17 protein-coding genes and 1 pseudogene are annotated in these 17,074 nt (G+C 70.8%); 14 read left to right on the top strand and 4 right to left on the bottom strand.

Going from position 1 to position 17,074, the window contains the following annotated elements:
• The coding region (locus tag ACIOHP_RS41490; protein ID WP_401895628.1) for an RNA-guided endonuclease InsQ/TnpB family protein at positions 1-809 on the bottom strand (809 nt) is incomplete at its 3' end.
• Between the two features lie 161 nt (positions 810-970).
• Between ACIOHP_RS41490 and ACIOHP_RS41495 the strand changes: the two genes are divergently transcribed.
• Entirely contained in the window at positions 971-2,407 is a 1,437-nt protein-coding gene (locus ACIOHP_RS41495; protein WP_401895630.1) for a carboxylesterase family protein, read from the top strand.
• 55 nt (positions 2,408-2,462) lie between these two features.
• On the top strand, positions 2,463-3,488 hold the full coding sequence (locus ACIOHP_RS41500) for an alcohol dehydrogenase catalytic domain-containing protein (protein ID WP_401895631.1): 1,026 nt from the start codon (positions 2,463-2,465) through the stop codon (positions 3,486-3,488).
• Between the two features lie 247 nt (positions 3,489-3,735).
• Here the strand turns inward: ACIOHP_RS41500 and ACIOHP_RS41505 are convergent, their stop codons facing one another.
• Complete coding sequence (locus ACIOHP_RS41505; protein ID WP_401895633.1) at positions 3,736-4,356, bottom strand: TetR family transcriptional regulator; 621 nt, start codon at positions 4,354-4,356, stop codon at positions 3,736-3,738.
• A gap of 123 nt (positions 4,357-4,479) precedes the next feature.
• Here ACIOHP_RS41505 and ACIOHP_RS41510 point away from each other — a divergent pair, with 123 nt between their 5' ends.
• A complete protein-coding gene (locus ACIOHP_RS41510) occupies positions 4,480-5,472 on the top strand; it encodes an aldo/keto reductase (RefSeq protein WP_401895635.1) in 993 nt (330 codons plus the stop codon).
• A gap of 54 nt (positions 5,473-5,526) precedes the next feature.
• On the opposite strand, the pseudogene ACIOHP_RS41515 reads toward ACIOHP_RS41510, so the two are convergent.
• Positions 5,527-5,904, bottom strand: a pseudogene (locus ACIOHP_RS41515) (helix-turn-helix domain-containing protein); the annotation flags it as partial.
• 12 nt (positions 5,905-5,916) lie between these two features.
• Between ACIOHP_RS41515 and ACIOHP_RS41520 the strand changes: the two are divergent.
• Positions 5,917-6,144, top strand: a complete 228-nt coding sequence (locus tag ACIOHP_RS41520) for a 2Fe-2S iron-sulfur cluster-binding protein (RefSeq protein ID WP_401895636.1) — start codon at positions 5,917-5,919, stop codon at positions 6,142-6,144.
• 263 nt (positions 6,145-6,407) lie between these two features.
• Here ACIOHP_RS41520 and ACIOHP_RS41525 read toward each other — a convergent pair whose 3' ends face one another.
• On the bottom strand, positions 6,408-7,136 hold the full coding sequence (locus ACIOHP_RS41525; protein WP_401895639.1) for a helix-turn-helix domain-containing protein: 729 nt from the start codon (positions 7,134-7,136) through the stop codon (positions 6,408-6,410).
• A gap of 244 nt (positions 7,137-7,380) precedes the next feature.
• Between ACIOHP_RS41525 and ACIOHP_RS41530 the strand changes: the two genes are divergently transcribed.
• The 10 genes from ACIOHP_RS41530 (at position 7,381) to ACIOHP_RS41575 (ending at position 17,068) form a co-directional block, all read left to right on the top strand.
• Positions 7,381-7,842: a flavin reductase family protein gene (locus tag ACIOHP_RS41530; RefSeq protein ID WP_401895641.1), complete on the top strand. Its 462-nt coding sequence runs from the start codon at positions 7,381-7,383 to the stop codon at positions 7,840-7,842.
• Positions 7,839-8,735 carry an MBL fold metallo-hydrolase gene (locus tag ACIOHP_RS41535; RefSeq protein WP_401895642.1) on the top strand — a complete coding sequence of 299 codons (897 nt, stop codon included), beginning with the start codon at positions 7,839-7,841 and terminating at the stop codon, positions 8,733-8,735. Before ACIOHP_RS41530 ends, ACIOHP_RS41535 begins: the two co-directional genes overlap by 4 nt.
• A complete protein-coding gene (locus ACIOHP_RS41540; RefSeq protein WP_401895644.1) occupies positions 8,732-9,931 on the top strand; it encodes an amidohydrolase family protein in 1,200 nt (399 codons plus the stop codon). The genes ACIOHP_RS41535 and ACIOHP_RS41540 overlap by 4 nt, the downstream gene beginning before the upstream one ends.
• A 105-nt stretch (positions 9,932-10,036) precedes the next feature.
• Positions 10,037-10,783 carry an ABC transporter ATP-binding protein gene (locus ACIOHP_RS41545; RefSeq protein ID WP_401895646.1) on the top strand — a complete coding sequence of 249 codons (747 nt, stop codon included), beginning with the start codon at positions 10,037-10,039 and terminating at the stop codon, positions 10,781-10,783.
• Entirely contained in the window at positions 10,780-11,652 is an 873-nt protein-coding gene (locus ACIOHP_RS41550) for an ABC transporter permease (RefSeq protein ID WP_401895648.1), read from the top strand. The genes ACIOHP_RS41545 and ACIOHP_RS41550 overlap by 4 nt, the downstream gene beginning before the upstream one ends.
• Positions 11,653-11,788: 136 nt before the next feature.
• Positions 11,789-12,910, top strand: a complete 1,122-nt coding sequence (locus ACIOHP_RS41555) for a hypothetical protein (RefSeq protein WP_401895650.1) — start codon at positions 11,789-11,791, stop codon at positions 12,908-12,910.
• A complete protein-coding gene (locus tag ACIOHP_RS41560; RefSeq protein ID WP_401895652.1) occupies positions 12,907-14,304 on the top strand; it encodes an FAD-binding oxidoreductase in 1,398 nt (465 codons plus the stop codon). The genes ACIOHP_RS41555 and ACIOHP_RS41560 overlap by 4 nt, the downstream gene beginning before the upstream one ends.
• 12 nt (positions 14,305-14,316) lie before the next feature.
• Entirely contained in the window at positions 14,317-15,090 is a 774-nt protein-coding gene (locus ACIOHP_RS41565) for a creatininase family protein (RefSeq protein WP_401895654.1), read from the top strand.
• Positions 15,091-15,113: 23 nt separating this feature from the next.
• Positions 15,114-15,542, top strand: coding sequence for a cupin domain-containing protein (locus ACIOHP_RS41570; protein ID WP_401895655.1), 429 nt, complete (start codon positions 15,114-15,116; stop codon positions 15,540-15,542).
• Positions 15,542-17,068, top strand: coding sequence for an amidase (locus ACIOHP_RS41575; protein WP_401895657.1), 1,527 nt, complete (start codon positions 15,542-15,544; stop codon positions 17,066-17,068). The genes ACIOHP_RS41570 and ACIOHP_RS41575 overlap by 1 nt, the downstream gene beginning before the upstream one ends.
• Positions 17,069-17,074: the final 6 nt, after the last annotated feature.

Consider the following 17,074-nt stretch of genomic DNA (forward strand, 5'->3'; position numbering starts at 1 on the left):
ACGACCGTTTGATTCTCGCGGACGAGTCGAGTCGACAGCTTGTGCAGGAAATCCCGGCGCCGGTCGGCGATCCGCGCATGCACCCGGGCGACCTTCCGCCGGGCCTTCTCCCGGTTGTTGGAGCCCTTCGCCTTGCGCGACAACTCACGCTGCGCCGTGGCGAGACGGGCACGGTCACGCCGCTCATGCCGGGGGTTGGCGACCTTTTCCCCGGTGGACAGCGTCACCAGAGAGGTGATCCCGGCGTCCAGGCCCACCACGTTCGTGGTGGCGGCGGCCAGGGCGATGTGGTCCTCGCACAGCAGGGACACGAACCAGCGACCCGCCACATCCCGGGACACCGTCACCGTGGTCGGCTCCGCCCCCTCAGGCAGCGGACGCGACCAGCGGATATCCAACGGCTCGGCCATCTTCGCCAAAGTCAGCTGTCCGTTGCGCCACGTGAAAGCGCTGCGGGTGTACTCGGCCGACGCACGCGACTTCTTCCGCGACTTGTAGCGCGGGTACTTGGCGCGCTGGGCGAAGAAGTTCCCGAACGCCGTCTGCAGATGCCGCAGCGCCTGCTGCAACGGCACCGAGGACACCTCCGCCAGGAAAGCCAGTTCCCCAGTCTTCTTCCATGCCGTGAGCGCGGCGGAGGACTGCACGTAGGAGATCCGGCGCTGCTCGCCGCACCAGGCCCGCGTGCGTTCCTCCAGGGCTTTGTTGTAGACGAGGCGGACGCAGCCGAACGTGCGGGACAGCTCAGCCGCCTGCTCGCTCGTGGGGTAGAAGCGGTACTTGAACGCCCGCTTGGCCTGCCGCGTCACGCCTCACACCGTATCAACTTCCGTGAGAGCAGCGGGTGTCGGCCGGTGGACGGCGCACGCCGGTCCGCCCTGGCGGCGAACCGGCCTTTCCTGCCCTGCTCCGCAGGAGCTTCGTTTCCTCCCCGGCCTGAAGGCCGGGGTATCCACGAAGGACAGACCCGATGACCGACTCCGTTCCCAAGGCCTCCATCGCACCAGGGGTGCGGTCCTGGTGGGGGATCCCATACGCCACCGCCGAGCGGTATCGCCGCCCCGTGGTCGCGGACTTCGATCCAGACCGACCCTATGACCGCAAGGGCGTCGTCTCTGTCCAGCCCGACAGCGGCGACTGGCTCGAAGCGGACAGCGGGATGGGCGAGGACTGCCTGAACCTGAACGTGTGGGCCCCAGAGCAGCCGGCCGACAAGGCGCTCCCGGTGACCGTGTACATCCACGGCGGCGGATTCGAGTACGGCGCCAACACACAGATCACCTCCAACGCCTCCGGTCTCGCCGTGACAGGGCGTGTGGTGAGCGTGTCGATCAACTACCGGCTCGGCGCACTGGGCGCACTCTCGCTCTCTCAGTACGGCGGGCAACTCGCCGAGACCAGCAACCTCTTCCTGCAGGACATCATCGCCGCGCTCACCTGGGTCAGGCAGAACATCGCCCACTTCGGCGGCGACCCCGACAACGTCACCGTCTACGGCCACAGCGGCGGCGCCTATGCCACCTTCGGGCTGCTCGGCGCCGCCTCCGCCGACGGCCTGTACCGGCGCCTGGCCGGGTTCTCCGGCGGGCCCGCGCGCAGCATCCCGGCCTGGTGGGCCGAGGAGCTCGCGCACCGGTTCGTCACCGAACTCGGCGTCGCGGACAACCCCGACAAGTTGCTCGACCTCGACACGGCCTCCCTGGTGGCCGCCCTGAGCAAGGTCGCCCCGACGGACCTCGGAGTCCGCGGCGGGGTGGACAACAAGGCCACCGGCGTCGTCCTGGACCTCGGGCAGCCCGGGGCGGTGGTGCACGCCCATCCCATGGACGTCCTTGCCTCGGGCGCGCACCGCGATGTCGACGTGCTTCTGAGCATGGCGAGTGACGACATGGGGTGGTGGGTAGCGAACGACCTCGACCGGTTCGACCCGCACACCCTCGACCAGGTCGTCGACGAGGTCGCGGGGTGGCGTATTTCCCGTTCCCGCGCGAAGAAGATCGTCGACGCCTACGACCAGGGCGGCCGTACCCCGGCCGAGGTCCGCGCCGCGGTCATGGCGGACTACCTCTTCGGGCTCCCCGCCGCTCGGGGTGCTCTGGCGCATGCCGCGGCGGGTGGCAACGCCCATCTCCTGATGATCGGGCCGGCCGCGGGCGCGCCCGCGGTGCACGGCACCGAGATGTACGCCCTCGTCGGCCAGGACAGGCCGGGCCGCAGCGCCGAACAGGCCGAGCGGGACACGCGGATCCGCGACATCGTCCTCGACTTCGCCACCGGCGAGGAGTCGCGCCTGTGGCCCGCCGTCACGGACCGGCTCACTTCGGGCAGCGTCGGTGACCTTCCCTTCGAGGCAAATGCCCACTACCAGGCGGCCCTCGACCTGTGGGAGGGCATCGCCCGCCCCTGACGGCCGGCGGGCGACACGGAACAACGCAGGGACAACACGGAGTGAGGCACTCGGAATGAGCCAACCGACAGCAGCAGCCGGCGGCGCCGCACCGGTGACGATGCGGGCCGTCGTCGTCACCAGGCCCGGCGGTCTCGACGCACTGGAGATCAAGGATGTGCCGGTGCCCGTACGCAAGCCCGGCTGGGTGCGGATCAGGGTGAAAGCGTTCGGCGTCAACGAGTCCGAGGTCACCACCCGCAAGGGTGAGTCGGACGCGGAGGTCAGCTACCCGCGTGTGCCCGGCATCGAGGGCGTCGGCGTGGTCGATGACGCCGACGAGGACAGCGGCCTGCGGCCGGGGCAGCAGGTGGCCACGATGATGGGTGGCATGGGCCGCTCGTACGACGGCGCGTACGCCGAGTACGTGACCGTCCCCGCGGCGCAGGTCATCCCGTTCGAGACCGGTCTGCCGTGGGAGGTCGTCGGTGCGCTGCCGGAGATGTTCCAGACCGCCTACGGATCGCTGACCCGCGGCCTGGACCTGAGGGCTGGGCAGACGCTGCTGATCCGCGGCGGCACCTCCACGGTCGGGCTGAGCGCGGCCACGATTGCGAAGGACCTCGGAGTCACCGTGCTGTCCACCACCCGCAGCCCGGACAGGGCAGGGGAACTGGGGGCTGCGGGCGTGGACCATCCCCTCGTCGACAACGGCACGATCGTCGGCCAGGTGCGCGAGCTGGTGCCGGACGGTGTCGACGCCGCACTGGAACTGGTGGGTTGCTCGGTCCTCGCCGACACCCTCCGCACCGTCCGCCCGCACGGCACGGTCTGCTTCACCGGAGCCCTGGCGGGCCAGTGGACGATCCCCGACTTCAGCCCGTTCATGATCCCGGGCGGGGTGCGGCTGACCTCCTACGGCGGTGAGGCCGCCGACCTCCCGGCCGACGTCTTCGCCCACCAGCTCCAGGCCATCGCCGCAGGACGCCTCAACGTCCCGGTCGCGAAGGTCTACCACGGCCTGGAACAGGTCCGAGACGCCCAGGCCGACGTCGAGTCCGGCACCACGCCGGGCAAGCACGTCGTCGTCCTGGACGATTGAGACCCGGGCAACCGAGAAACGACAACCAACCACTCCCGATGCGCGAGGGCCGACAACGTAAGCGCCGGTGAGCACGAAATCCTGACACCGCGTGAGGCGTAAGGGGCGCCCGTGCCTGCCCCACCAGGCACCTGTTCCCCTGGCCAGGAGCTCTGATGCGTCAGCAGGATGCGCCCATGGGCAGCGGCAACGGCGGCCGGCACCGTTTCGGTCATGTTCGAGCAGGCTGCCGCCGGTCCGGGCGACCTCAGCGTGCTCGAGGGAAAAGCCGCTCGACAGCGGTCACCACCGCGGCGCGGCGGGCGGCGGTGGTGGGGTCCACGGCGTGTGCGGCGGCGGCCTCGCTGTGTTCGGGCTGTGCCACCCAGGTCGTGGCGATCTGGTTGACCAGGGCGAGGACGTCGGCCGGGTCCCAGGCGGGATCAAGCTGTCCGGCCTGCTGCGCTTGGCGGAGCTGGTCGATTTTGCGGGCGATCAATGCCTGGGAGTGATCGTCGGCAGCCGTTGTGGTGCCCGGCAGTTCGAGGCGGCCCCAGGTGATCAGGCGGTGGTGGTCCGGACGGGCGACGAAGTAGTCGAACAGGCGGCCCGCATAGCCAGGGAGGTCGGAAGGGTCCAGCTGGGTGGCCTCGGCGATGACGGCGTGCTCCCGTGCGGCGACGTCGGCATAGAGCGCGTCCTTGCTGCGGAAGTAGGCGTAGACGCGTTCCTTGCTCGTCTTGGCGAGCTTGGCGAGGCGGTCCACGCGCGCGCCGGCGATGCCGTGGCGGGCGAACTCCTCCATGGCAGCGGCGAGGATGCGCTCGCGCGTGGTGTCGCTGGCGGGGGCGGGCGCTGCTGTCTGGCCGGAGTCGCGGGACTGGGACATGACCCCAGGATAGAGCACCAAACTATTTGGTTTGGTATCTGGGCGATCGGCGCGTAGAGTCAAACGGAACAGTTCGGTTTGGCCCCTGGGGGTGAAGCCGGCGAAACACTGAGGAGTGAACTCATGCAGCACCGCAATCTGGGCTCTCAGGGTCTGCGCGTCTCGGCGCTCGGCCTGGGGACCATGGGCATGTCCATGGCCTACGGCGCCTCAAACGACGACGAGGGCATCGCGACCATCCGCCGCGCCCACGAACTCGGGATCGACTTCTTCGACACCGCCGAGCTGTACGGCGCCGGTACCGGCAGCAACGAGATCCTCCTGGGCGAGGCGGTCAAGGACTTCCGCGACGAGGTGGTCCTCGCCACCAAGTTCGGCTTCGACATGACCGCCCCGCTGCACAGCCCCGGTTACAACAGCCGCCCGGAAAACATCCGCAAGGTCGCCGAGAACAGCCTGCGTTACCTGCAGAGCGACCACATCGACCTCTTCTACCAGCACATCTCCGACCCCGACGTTCCGGTCGAGGAGGTCGCCGGCGTGGTCGGCGAACTGATCGCCGAGGGCAAGGTGAAGCACTTCGGCCTGAGCAACGTCGGCCCCCAGTACATCCGCCGCGCCCACGACGTCACCCCGGTCTCCGTGCTCCAGTACGAGTACTCGCTCTTCGAGCGGGAGGTCGAGGAAAAGATCCTTCCCGTTCTGCGGGAACTCGGCATCGGCCTGGTGCCCTACTCCCCGCTCGGCCGCGGCTTCCTCACCGGCCAGGTCAAGCCCGCGAGCGAGTATCCCGCGGACGACATGCGCAGCTGGGACGAGCGCTGGCAGGGCGAGAATTACACGTACAACCTGCGCGCCACCGAACAGCTCAAGAATCTGGCCGACACCAAGGGCATCACCACCGCCCAGCTCGCGCTGGCCTGGCTGCTCGCCCAGGGCGAGGACATCGCGCCCATTCCCGGCACCCGCAGCACCAAGCGCCTCGAGGAGAACGCCGGCGCCACCGACGTCCAGCTCTCGGCCACCGATCTGGCCCGCATCACCGAGATCCTTCCCCACGGCTCGGCAGGCAGCCGCCTCCCGGCCGCGATGCTGTCCAGCTTCACCACAGACTGACCGCGCCGGGAGCCGTCTCCTCCTGATGGGCAAGGGGCCTGCGCCGCGTTTCCGTCACGCGTCGGTCCTGGCTGTGCGGGCCGCGAAGGTGGCCGGGGTGAAATCGGTGCGGTCGCGGAAGAAGCGGCCGAAGTTCGCGGGGTCGGTGAAGCCCCTGCGGCCGGCCACGGCCCGGGCGTCCCACCGGGCTGCTCCCAACAGGCGCCGGGCTTCCAGGAGGCGCCGCTCGTCGATGAGTTCACGTACTCCCTTGCCGGTGGCGTCGCGGGCGGCACGGCTCAGGGTGCGGACCGAGCAGCCGAGCAACTCGGCGTAATCCGCAGCGTGGTGCAGTTCGCGAAAGTGCAGCTCCAAGGCATCCAGGAAGCGTCGGTATCTGTCGGCGTGGCCCGCGCCGGGGGCGGCTGTCCCGGTGGGGGCGATGCCGGGGGAGGGGAAACTTCAGTGCCGGTCGGCACCAGCATGCTGGACGCCCTTCAGGAGGCGGGTGTGGAGATCATGTACGACTGCCTGCGCGGCGAATGCGGACTGTGCCGAGTCCGCATCCTCGAGGTGGATGGCTCGGTCGACCAGGGTGACGTCTTCCTCTCCTCCCGGCAGAGGACGGAAGGCCGTCAGATGCGTGCTTGCCTGGCCCGGATCGCCGGGCCCGGGGTGACCCTCGACTGCTGAGCGACTGTTCGGGGCGGTAGTTGTGCGTCCGGTGGGTGGGCACCAAGGGGACGCGCACTAGGCGGCTGTGCTGGTGAGATCGATCGACAGGACTCCCAGCGAGGGGCATGGCGTCGGCACGAGCACGGCAAGGTAACCCGGGTGATCGACCTCTGGGAGTGGCCGGCTCAACGCTGTCATCGAGCTGCGTGGCCCGAACGCCGGGCGACCGTGCCCCTCGCCGCCGATGCCGCGTGCAGCGGTGTCGCCCCGGTTAACGGCGCTCACTCGCCGTGCGGGAGTTCTTGTGCGGCCCGGTCGGCGGCTCGTCGGCCGTCGGCGCCCGGCGCGTTCTGGACTGCGAGGATACGGACGCGCTCGCGGTCGCCGAAGGCGCGCCAGCGGTGCGGTGTGCCGCCGGGGTAGGTGAGGCTGTCACCGGGGCCCAGGTGTTCGATGCGGTGACCGGTTGGTGTCCTCAGTTCGACCTCGATCTCGCCGTCCACGACGTAGAGGAACTCGTCGCCGGGGTGCTCGTAGTAGTCCTGGAAGTCCGCGTGCATTCCCCGGTATTCGACCGGGTGGAGCTGGAGCGGGGCGGTGCCGAGCATGCGGGCGACGCCGCCGTTGTTGGCCACGGACGCCCCGTCTTCGTCTGCGGCGCGCGTCACGCGGATCGCATTGCCGGGTTCGGCCGAGGTGGCCGGGGTCACCGCCTGGACGAACAGCGCCTGCTGGGTGGTGTCGAGGGCGCGGGCGATGCGGTGCAGCGAGGGCATGCTCGGCCGGGTCAGCCCCCGTTCGAGCTGACTGAGAAACGGGTGGGAGAGGCCGGCGAGCTTGGCGAGCTGGACCAGGGTCAGGCCGCGTTCCTTGCGCAACCGCCGGATGGCGGCGCCGAGTTCGGTGCGCAGGGCGGTGTCGTTGGGGGCCTCGGCTGCCGGGGTCGTAGATCCGGGCATGCCCGGGGTGGTGGGCGGCGGCGCGGGGTCGGGGGAGGGCTGAACCGGCATAGGGAGATCCTAATGGCGACGCGGGCGACGGTGTTCGGGTGTCGAGGTGCGGACGCGGAGATGTTTTACCCCCGTGAAACACCGTCTCCGTATGCTCAATGTTGATGGCACGAACATTATCGCATTCGTGGCCGTCTCCTCGTCCCCGACGCCCGGAGTCCGTATGCCTGCGGTCACCCCACCTCAGACTGTCACCCCTCCGTCCGATCCCTCCGAATCCTCCGATGCGGACTTCCTCGATGCCATGTCCGCCCTGGCCGGCGGAGTGTGCGTCGTCACGACGACAGCGGCCGACGGCCGTCCGGCCGGATTCACCAGCACGGCTGTGATGAGCCTGAGCCGGGATCCGCAGATGCTCGCGATCGGGATGGGGAGGGCGAGCCGCACCCTGCCGCTTCTCCTCGCCGCGGGCCGGTTCGCGCTGAACGTCCTGCACGCCGATGGTGAAGGCGTCTCGCGCCGGTTCGCCGCGCGCGGGCCCGACCGGTTCGCCGGGCTGGCCTGGGACGAAGGCTCCGACGGCCTGCCCCTGCTCACCGCGCACACCACCCACATGCTGGTCTGCCGGGTGGAGCGGAACGTGCCGGCGGGCGACCACCGGCTGATCATCGCAAGTGTCGAGAAGGTCCTGCGGGGCGTCGGCGCCGAGGCCGGTTGCCTGGTCTATGCGGGCCGCAGCTACCACGCGCTCGGCGGTGCGGCATGACACCCGGCCCGGGCTGGTTCTCCGCACGGGAGACCGGCCCCGGCGTGCACCTCATCGCCGAGCCCGGCCACGTCAACAGCTACCTGGTCGTGGGCGACTCACTCGCCCTGCTCTACGACACCGGCATGGGCATCGGCGACATCGGCCGCGAGGTCCGCGCGCTGACCGGTCTGCCCCTGCTGGTGGTCAACTCCCACCATCACTACGACCACCGGGGTGGCAACGCCTCCCTGGTCGGCGAGGCCAAGGAGTTCGCGGCCCACACCGCCGGCGCCGATCTGCACGGCTCGCCGGCCCCGCGCGACTGGCTGGAGTCCTACGCGCACATCGCGCGCGGCCTGCGCGAGCGGTACGAGGAGCTCCACGCCCTGGACACGGCGGGCTTCTTCCTCACCGACTCGCGCATCGAGGTGCGTCCGGTGCCCGAACTGACGCACTGGCGGATCGAGGCCGTGCGGCCCACCCGCCTGCTGCACGAGGGAGATGTACTCGACCTCGGCGGGCGCCGGCTGCACGTCCTGCACACCCCCGGGCACTCGCCGGACGGCATCTGCCTGTGGGAGCCCGAGACCGGACTGCTGCTCGCCGGGGACACCCTGATCAGCGGCACCTTCTTCGCCCACATTCCCGGCGCCGACGTCCCCGCGTTCGCCGACTCCACCCGGCGCCTGGCCGAACTGCCGGTCGCCACCGCGCTGCTCGGACACAATCTGCGCCACCGGGAGAGCGCGGAGTTCGTCTCCCGCGTCGCGGAGGCGTTCGAGCGGGTCCGGGACGGCCTTACCCGCCCGGGCAGGTGGGCCGACATGTTCGGCACCGCCGTATGGCGCCACGACTTCGACGGCTTCGCGGTGCTCACCGTGCTCGACGAAACCCCGGCGGTGCACCCGTGATCCCACCTCTGTTGTTGCGCGGAGCCCGGCTCCCCGACGGTCTCGTGTGCGACCTGCTGCTGGAGGGCGGCCTGGTGCGCCGGGTCGCCCCGGCCGGCTCCCTGCCCGTCGGCCCGGACGAACTCGACCTGTCCGGCTACCTCCTGCTGCCCGCCCCCGCCGAGCCGCATGCCCACCTCGACAAGGCTCTGACCTGGGACCGCGTGGGCGCCCCGCCGTGCGATCTGCCCTCGGCCGTGGCCGCCTGGCGGGCCTATGCCGAGCAGGTCGACGAGGCCGATGTCGCCGAACGTGCCCGCCGGGCCCTCGACCAGTTGGTGGCGAACGGCGTCACGGCCGTGCGCACCCATGCCGATCTCCTGCCCGGAGACGACCCGCTGCGCGGACTGCGCGCCCTGCTGCGGCTGCGTGACGAGGTGCGCGGTCGGGTGACGGTGCAGGTCGCCGTCCTGCACAGTGACGCACCGGAGCCGTTGCTGCGCGAGGCGCTCGCTCTGGGTGTCGATCTGCTGGGCGGCTGCCCCCATCTGACGGATGATCCGGGCGCCGCGGTCGAGCGTGCGGTGCGGCTGGCGGACGAGTACGGCGTCGGCCTCGATCTGCATGCCGATGAAAACCTCGACCCGGCCTCCCAGGACCTGCGACTGCTCGCGGCCGCTGTCCACCGGCATGGATTTTCCGGACCAGTGACCGCCGGGCACTGTGTGAGCCTCGGGGTCATGGAGCCGGAGGAGGCCGAGAAGGTGGCCAAGGAGGTCGCCCAGGCCGGCATCGGAGTGGTCGCGCTGCCTCTCACGAACCTCTATCTCCAGGGCCGTGGCCACCCGTCGGCCACCCCACGCGGCCTGACGGCCGTACGCGTCCTGCTGGACGCGGGCGTACGCCTCGCGGCCGGCGGTGACAACGTGCGCGACCCGTTCAACCCCGTGGGCCGTGGCGATCCCTTGGAGACCGCCGCTTTGCTGGTGGCGGCGGGTCATCTCAGCCCGCCCGAGGCCGTGCACGCGGTGACGAGCGGCGCGCGGGAGGTCCTGGGGCTGCCGGAGGCCGGACCGTACGAGGGTGCCTTGGCCGATCTGCTGGCGGTGCGCGGCGCGTCCCTGTCGGAGGCGCTGGGGGCGGCGAGTCCCGACCGTGTGGTGATCCGGGCCGGGCGGGTGGTCAGCCGCACCACGGTCGTGCGGGAACTGTACTGAGGCCCCACTGACGTAACGGAGACGCGCCTTGCGTCGATACGACCCGGAAACAATCAATGTTCATGCTATCAACATTCACTGCCGTACCGGATGAGGAGTAATGACATGCCGGTCGCACTGCAGACGGCGCTGAGCTTCGACGGCGTCCACAAGCAATTCCCCAACGGCACCACCGCCCTGGCGGACGTGTCCCTGTCCGTGGCCCCGGGCGAGTTCGTGGCGGTCGTCGGACCCTCGGGCTGCGGCAAGTCCACCCTGCTGCGTCTGGCCTCCGGCCTCGACACCGCGACCGCCGGCACCGTCCGCACGGCGGACGACTCGGTCGGCTACGTGTTCCAGGACGCCACGCTGCTGCCCTGGCGCAGTGTCCTCGCCAATGTCGAACTCCCCGCCGAACTCGGCAAAGCGGCCAGGGGCGAGCGGCGCGCGGCGGCGCTGGACGCGCTGCGGCTGGTCGGCCTGGAGGGCTTCGAGAAGCAGCTGCCCCGTCGGCTCTCCGGCGGTATGCGCATGCGTGTCTCCCTCGCCCGCGCCCTGATGACCCACCCCTCGCTGTTCCTGTTCGACGAACCGTTCGGCGCCCTGGACGAGATGACCCGGCTGCGGATGCAGGAGGAACTCCAGCGCATCTTCGCCGCGCAGGGCTTCGCCGGGCTGTTCATCACCCACTCCGTCTCCGAGGCGGTCTTCCTTGCCACCCGGGTGATCGTGATGTCCGCGCGGCCCGGACGGATCACTGCCGCCTTCGAGGTCCCCTTCCCTCATCCCCGCCCGGCCGAGCTGCGCTACGAACCCGAATTCGCACGGATCGCCGGCGAGGTCTCCGCCGCACTGCGAGGAGATGCCCCATGAGCGCCACCGCCTCCACCGCCCCGGCCGCCGAGGCGGCGCCGGCCTCCACCGTCCGGAAAACCGTCTCCACCGCTCCCGTCCGACGCCGACGGGCCGCCCGGCTGATGCCGGTCGCCTCACTGGCACTGGCCGTCGGCGTCTGGTACGCCGTCAGCTACCTCGCCCTCTCTCCCGACCGCCGCTTCCTCGTGCCGCCGCCCCACCAGGTGCTCACCGTCTCCTTCCTGGACTGGAGTCACCTGCAACCCATGCTCCAGGCCCTGGGACTGACCGCCCAGGTGGCCCTCGTGGGCCTGCTGATCGCGGCACTCATCGGCATCGGCACCGCCGTCGTGATGAGCAGGACCCGCCTGCTGGAACGGCTCCTGTACCCCTACGCCGTCGTGCTGCAGACCGTGCCCATCCTGGCCATCGTGCCGCTGCTCGGGATGTGGTTCGGCTTTGGCTTCACCAGCCGGGTCATCGTGTGCGTGATCATCGCGCTCTTCCCGATGATCAGCAACACCCTCTTCGGGCTCCAGTCCGTCGACCAGGCCCATCACGACCTGTTCACCCTGCAGAAGGCGGGCCGCTGGGCACGCCTGCGCAAGCTCGAACTGCCCGCCGCCCTCCCCGCGATCTTCACCGGGCTGCGCACCTCGTCGGGCCTGTCCGTGATCGGCGCGATCGTCGGCGACATGTTCTTCAAGCAGGGCAGCCCCGGCATCGGCACCCTGCTCGACGTCTACCGCGCCCGCCTCCAGTCGGAGGACCTGTTCGCCGCGATCCTGCTCGCCTCCCTGTTCGGCGTCGCGGTCTTTGCCGTCTTCACCCTCCTCGGCCGGATGCTCGTCGGCTCCTGGCACGCCTCGGCCGCCGACGAGCACTGATCGGCCCCGTCTCCCTCTCACGCTGCTCCACTCCTCTGGCTCTCTCCCTCACCGCGCTTCCCTCTCCCCGGAGTTCGCCATGTCCGTTGTCAGCAGACGCGCCTGCGTCGCCTACCTTTCCTCCGCAATTGCCCTTGTGTCGCTGAGCGCCTGCGGCGCCGGCGCGCAGACCTCCACCGGCTCCGCCGAGAAACTGGCGGCAGCGCCGAGCGCGGATCGGCTCGCGGGGATCTGCCCCAAGACCGTCGTCCTGCAGATCGACTGGGAGCCGGAGGCCGAACACGGCCCGCTCTACAACCTGGTCGGCCCCGGCTACACCGTCGACACCGACAAGAAGCGGGTGACCGGCCCTCTCGTCATCGACGGCCAGGACACCGGCGTCAAGATCGAGGTCCGGGCCGGCGGCTCGGCGATCGGCTACCAGAGCGTTGCCTCCCAGATGTACGTCGACAAGTCCATCACCCTCGGCACGGTCACCACGGACGACGCCATCGTGGCCGCTGCCAAGCAGCCCGTCACCGCGGTGGCGGCGCTGATGAAGAAGAGCCCGCAGATGCTGATGTGGGACCCGAAGACGCACCCGGACTGGAAGACGATCGCGGACATCGGCAAGTCCGACGTCAAGGTCGTCACCAGTGAGGGCGCCACCTACGCGGAACTGCTCGTCGACAAGGGACTCATCAACAAGGGGCAGATCGACACCAGTTACGACGGATCGCCGTCCCGGTTCGTGTCCGACCCGGCCATCGCCATGCAGGGCTTCGCCACCGCCGAGCCGTATATCTACGAGCACGAGATCAATTCCTGGGGCAAGCCGGTGAAGTACCAGCTCCTGTCGGACGTCGGCTACTCCGTCTATCCCGAGGCCATCTCGGTCCGCAGCGGCGAGCTGACCAAGCTCAGCCCCTGCCTGAAGAAGCTGGTTCCGATCATCCAGAAGTCCACCGCCGACTACGCCGCCGACCCCGGCCGCGCCCTGGACCTCGTCAACGACCTCGTGACGCAGTACAACACCGGCTGGGTCTACTCCAAGAACACCGGCGTGTACGCCGCCGAGGAGATGGTGAAGCTCGGCGTCCTCGGCAACGAGGCCGACGGCAGCGTGGGCGGCTTCGACATGGCACGGGTCAAGAGCTCGCTCACCACCTTCAAGCCCCTGATCACCAGCAGCGGCGCCACGGTGCCCGCCGCCCTGACCGCGGACAAGCTCGCCACCAACCAGTTCATCGATACCTCGATCGGAATGAAGACCTCATGACCGGCGACCCCACCACCGCCATGCTCCCCGCCGCCGAACTGCGCCGGCTCACCGAACTCGTCGCCGAGAGCACACCGCAGGTCGCCGCCCAGGCCACTGCTCAGGCCACTCCCGGCATCGCAGCGTTCTGCGCCGAGGCTGCCGCCCTCCTCGGCGCGGACGCCGTGATCCAGGACGACGCCGTACTGGACAAGGCTTCCCGCGACTGGGCCCACATGTCCCCGATCCTGTCCGAAAGACTGCCCGACGCCGGACGAGCCGAAGTCGTACTCCGCCCCGCCGACCACGGCCAACTGCCCGCGCTCCTCGCCCTCGCCCACCGCCACCGGGTGCCCCTCACCCCACGCGGCAAAGGCACCGGCAACTACGGCCAGGCCATCCCGCTGCACGGCGGCGCGGTCCTGGACCTCACCGGCTGCGACCGGATCCTCGACGCGGGCGACGGCTGGATCACCGCCGAGGCCGGGGCGAAGATGTCCGACCTGGAGGCGCACGCCCGTACGCGCGGCCAGGAGCTGTGGATGTTCCCGTCCACCTTCGGCACCACGCTCGGCGGCTTCCTCTCCGGCGGCAACGGCGGCACCGGCTCCCTGGTGTACGGCACCAACGCCGACGGCTTCGTGCGGGAGGTGACAGTCGTGCCCTGCACGGCCGACGCCACCCCCGTCACCTTCCGGGGCGATGACTGCGTGCCGTACCTGCACGCCTACGGAACCACCGGCGTCCTGGCCACCGCCACCGTCAGTCTCCAGCGGGCCCGCGCCTGGACGGGCCTGTTCACCGCCTTCGACACCTGGGCCGCGGCCACCGGCGCACTCGCCGACCTCGTACGCCTGGAACCGGCCCCGCGGCTGGTGTCACTGGACGAGGCGGGCCTGGTCGAGACGTTCGCGCCGGACGCGGCACTGGACCCGGCCGCGCTGAGCGTCCGCGCCATCGTCGAGGAGGAGGCCGTCGCCGACGCCCGCGAACTGTTCGCCCGGCACGGCGGACGTGTCCTGGACGTCCGCCCCGCCCCGGAGGGCCCCGCACTGATCAGCTCCCTGTCCTTCAACCACCCTACGTACCACCTGATGAAAGCCCAGGACGGCTACTTCCACCTGGAGATCGGCGGCGACGTGCTCCTCGGCGATCCGGCTCCCGTCAAGGCCGTCTTCCCCGGCACCCTGCTCCACCTGGAGGGAATGCGCACCGGAACGGTCGGCATGCTGATGGCCCCCTACGAGGACGAGAAGACCGTCTACGCCGGTATCGCCGCCCTCCAGGCCCTGGGCGTCCGGGTGCACGACGTGCACAACTGGTACGTCGACCGGCGACTGGACACCGTCCGCGCCACCGCCCGCACCACCGACCCGCTCGGCCTGCTCAACCCCGGCCACCTCCCCACGGCCTGAGAGGCAACCCCCATGGCCTTCACCCGCTTCACCGAACTCAGCGGACCAGCCGTCACCGGCCTGTCCCCGGACACCGTCGCCGTCCTCCCGGTCGGCGCGATCGAACAGCACGGACCCCATCTGCCCGTCGCCACCGACCACTTCATGGCCGAAGCGGTCGCGGAGGGGGCCGCGCGGGCGGCGGGGGAGGACTGCGACATCACCCTGCTGCCCGGTCTGTCCTACGCCAAGTCCGACGAACACGCCTGGCATCCGGGCACGCTGTGGCTGAGCGCGAGCACCCTGTTCGCCGTCCTCGACGACCTCGGCCGTGCCCTGGCCACCGGCCCCGTGCGCCGGCTCGCCTTCCTCAACGCGCACGGCGGAAACAGTGCTCTGCTGGCCGTCGCGCTGCGCGAACTGCGCGTCAAACACGGCCTGTTCACCTTCCTGCTGCACGCCTCCCTCCCCGCCGACCAGGGCGGTACGTCCCCGGCCGGCGAGCTGGGCCTCGGCGTGCACGGCGGCCTCAACGAGACCTCCGCGATGCTTCATCTCCACCCGGACCTGGTCGACATGAGCCTGGCCCGGCGCAGTGTTCCCGAACACCTCACCGCCTACGAGCACATCGGCTTCGGCAAGCGGGTGGCGTTCGGCTGGACCAGCGACGACTTCGCCACCGGAACGGGCGTGATCGGCGATCCCACCGACGCCACCCCCGAACTGGGCCGCAAACTCGTCGAGACCGCCGTGGCCAACGCGGCCGCCGCCCTGCGCGAGTGCGCCCGCTTCAGCCCAGCTCCCTGACACCGCCCAGGAGTTCACCCGCCATGTCCGTCCCCCCGCTGCACAAGCCGTTGCGCGAGATCACAGCCCACCACATCACCGCGGGCGACACCGTCAAGCTGGCCGTCCTGACCGGCCCCCGCGACGGTTCGCCCACCACCGTCGTCTTCGAGGTCTGGGAACCAGGTGGCGCCCAGCCGCTCAACTGGCACCCCGAGTCCGTGGAGACCTTCGTCGTCCTGGCCGGCCAGGGCCGCGCCGCCAGCGATGAACACGAGCGGGACCTCGCCCCGGGCGACGTCCTTGTCCTCCCCGTCGGCTCCAAACACCGCATCACCAACACCTCCACCACCGAACGCCTCTACACCCTCACGATCATGGCCCCCGACGAGGGCTTCGCCGATCTGATCGAACGCGGCCCGCTCGCCGCCCTCGACGACCAGGACCTCGCCGTACTGCGAGCGACCGCCTGATGCCCGACGAACTGCTGAGCGCCTTCTGGTCGTACGAAGCGGCCCTGACCGCCAACGACCTGGCAGCCCTCGACCACTGGTTCAGCGACGCCCCCGACACCCTGCGGGCGGAAGGCGACATCGTCCTGACCGGACATGAGGCGATCTCGGGCTTCCGGCGCACCCGTACCGGCGGCGCCCCGCCCCGCACGGTCGAACGGGTCCACGAGGTACGGCTGGCCCCGGACCTCGCCGTCCTCACCGCCGAGACCCTGCGCGCCGACGGCTCACGCGGACTGCAGACCCAGGTCTGGCAGCGCGGCGGGGACGGCTGGCGGATCCGGGCCGCCCACGTCAGCGCCACAAGGCCGCCCGCGGCCGAACACGGTCCCTCCGGCGCCGCGTCGGTGTGGCGGGTGACCGGCGAACCGCTGGTCGCGGGAGCGCAGAACGGCCCGCTGACCGGCGTCAGGGTCGCGGTGAAGGACCTCTTCGCCGTCGCCGGACACCGGACCGGGGCCGGCAATCCGGCCTGGCTCGCCGAGGCGCCGGTGGCGCAGGAGCACGCCGACGCCGTACGTCTCCTGCTGGACGCCGGATCCGAGGTCACCGGGATCGCCCACACCGACGAACTCGCCTTCAGCCTGGCCGGCACCAACAGCCACTACGGCACCCCGGCCAACCCCGCCGCCCCCGGCCGCATCCCCGGCGGGTCCAGCAGCGGCCCCGCCTCCGCCGTGGCCCACGGCTGGGCAGACCTGGGCCTGGCCACGGACACCGCGGGTTCCATCCGCGTCCCCGCCTCCTACTGCGGACTGTACGGCTGGCGTCCCACCCACGCGGCCGTACCGGCCGGCGGTCTGCTCGCGCTGGCCCCCGCCTTCGACACGGCAGGACTCCTGGCCCGCGACCCTGGCGTACTGCGTACGGCCGCCAGGGCCCTGCTTCCGCGCACGGACCCGGAACCAGTCCACCGGCTGGTCGTCGACGACCGGCTCACCACCCTTGCCGAGCCCGAGGTCCAGGCCTCCTTCACGGCGGCCTGCCGGGCGCTGGCCCTGCGTACCGGCCTTCCCGTGGGCCGGGTGACCGCCACCGACGACCTCGACGACTGGCTCGCCGCCTTCCGGACGGTGCAGGCGGCCCAGGCATGGCGGGAACACGGCACCTGGATCGACAAGCACCCGGGTGCTCTCGCCCCGGAGATCGAGACGAGGTTCGCCGCCGGGCGGGACGTCCCGCCGGATGGCCTGGCCGCCGCCGAGGCGACCCTGGCCGAGGCGCGCGCCCGCCTCGACGCCACCGTGCCTGCGGGCACCGCCCTGCTGCTCCCGGCGAGCAGCAGCCCCGCCCCGTTCGTCGATGCCCCGCAGGCCGAGGTGGAGGCCGTACGGGCCGCCACCCTGCGCCTGACCTGCCTGTCCTCCCTGGCCGGGCTGCCCGCGGTGGTCCTGCCGCGCTTGCGGGTGCGCGGACTGCCGGTGGGCCTTTGCCTGGTCGGGGCCCGCGGCACGGACGAGGCGCTGCTGGACCTGGCCGTCGTATGAAGTCGC

This window comes from Streptomyces sp. NPDC087859 (assembly GCF_044742595.1).
Taxonomy (GTDB): domain Bacteria; phylum Actinomycetota; class Actinomycetes; order Streptomycetales; family Streptomycetaceae; genus Streptomyces; species Streptomyces canus_F.

What these genes read in the sequence shown, in the direction of transcription:
- ACIOHP_RS41545 (WP_401895646.1), top strand. Translation starts at nt 10,037, where the DNA reads ATGCCGGTCGCACTGCAGACGGCGCTGAGCTTCGACGGCGTCCACAAG.
- ACIOHP_RS41500 (WP_401895631.1), top strand. Translation starts at nt 2,463, where the DNA reads ATGAGCCAACCGACAGCAGCAGCCGGCGGCGCCGCACCGGTGACGATG.
- ACIOHP_RS41560 (WP_401895652.1), top strand. Translation starts at nt 12,907, where the DNA reads ATGACCGGCGACCCCACCACCGCCATGCTCCCCGCCGCCGAACTGCGC.
- ACIOHP_RS41535 (WP_401895642.1), top strand. Translation starts at nt 7,839, where the DNA reads ATGACACCCGGCCCGGGCTGGTTCTCCGCACGGGAGACCGGCCCCGGC.
- ACIOHP_RS41495 (WP_401895630.1), top strand. Translation starts at nt 971, where the DNA reads ATGACCGACTCCGTTCCCAAGGCCTCCATCGCACCAGGGGTGCGGTCC.
- ACIOHP_RS41550 (WP_401895648.1), top strand. Translation starts at nt 10,780, where the DNA reads ATGAGCGCCACCGCCTCCACCGCCCCGGCCGCCGAGGCGGCGCCGGCC.
- ACIOHP_RS41530 (WP_401895641.1), top strand. Translation starts at nt 7,381, where the DNA reads ATGTCCGCCCTGGCCGGCGGAGTGTGCGTCGTCACGACGACAGCGGCC.
- ACIOHP_RS41570 (WP_401895655.1), top strand. Translation starts at nt 15,114, where the DNA reads ATGTCCGTCCCCCCGCTGCACAAGCCGTTGCGCGAGATCACAGCCCAC.
- ACIOHP_RS41565 (WP_401895654.1), top strand. Translation starts at nt 14,317, where the DNA reads ATGGCCTTCACCCGCTTCACCGAACTCAGCGGACCAGCCGTCACCGGC.
- ACIOHP_RS41510 (WP_401895635.1), top strand. Translation starts at nt 4,480, where the DNA reads ATGCAGCACCGCAATCTGGGCTCTCAGGGTCTGCGCGTCTCGGCGCTC.
- ACIOHP_RS41575 (WP_401895657.1), top strand. Translation starts at nt 15,542, where the DNA reads ATGCCCGACGAACTGCTGAGCGCCTTCTGGTCGTACGAAGCGGCCCTG.
- ACIOHP_RS41525 (WP_401895639.1), bottom strand. Translation starts at nt 7,136, where the DNA reads ATGCCGGTTCAGCCCTCCCCCGACCCCGCGCCGCCGCCCACCACCCCG.
- ACIOHP_RS41505 (WP_401895633.1), bottom strand. Translation starts at nt 4,356, where the DNA reads ATGTCCCAGTCCCGCGACTCCGGCCAGACAGCAGCGCCCGCCCCCGCC.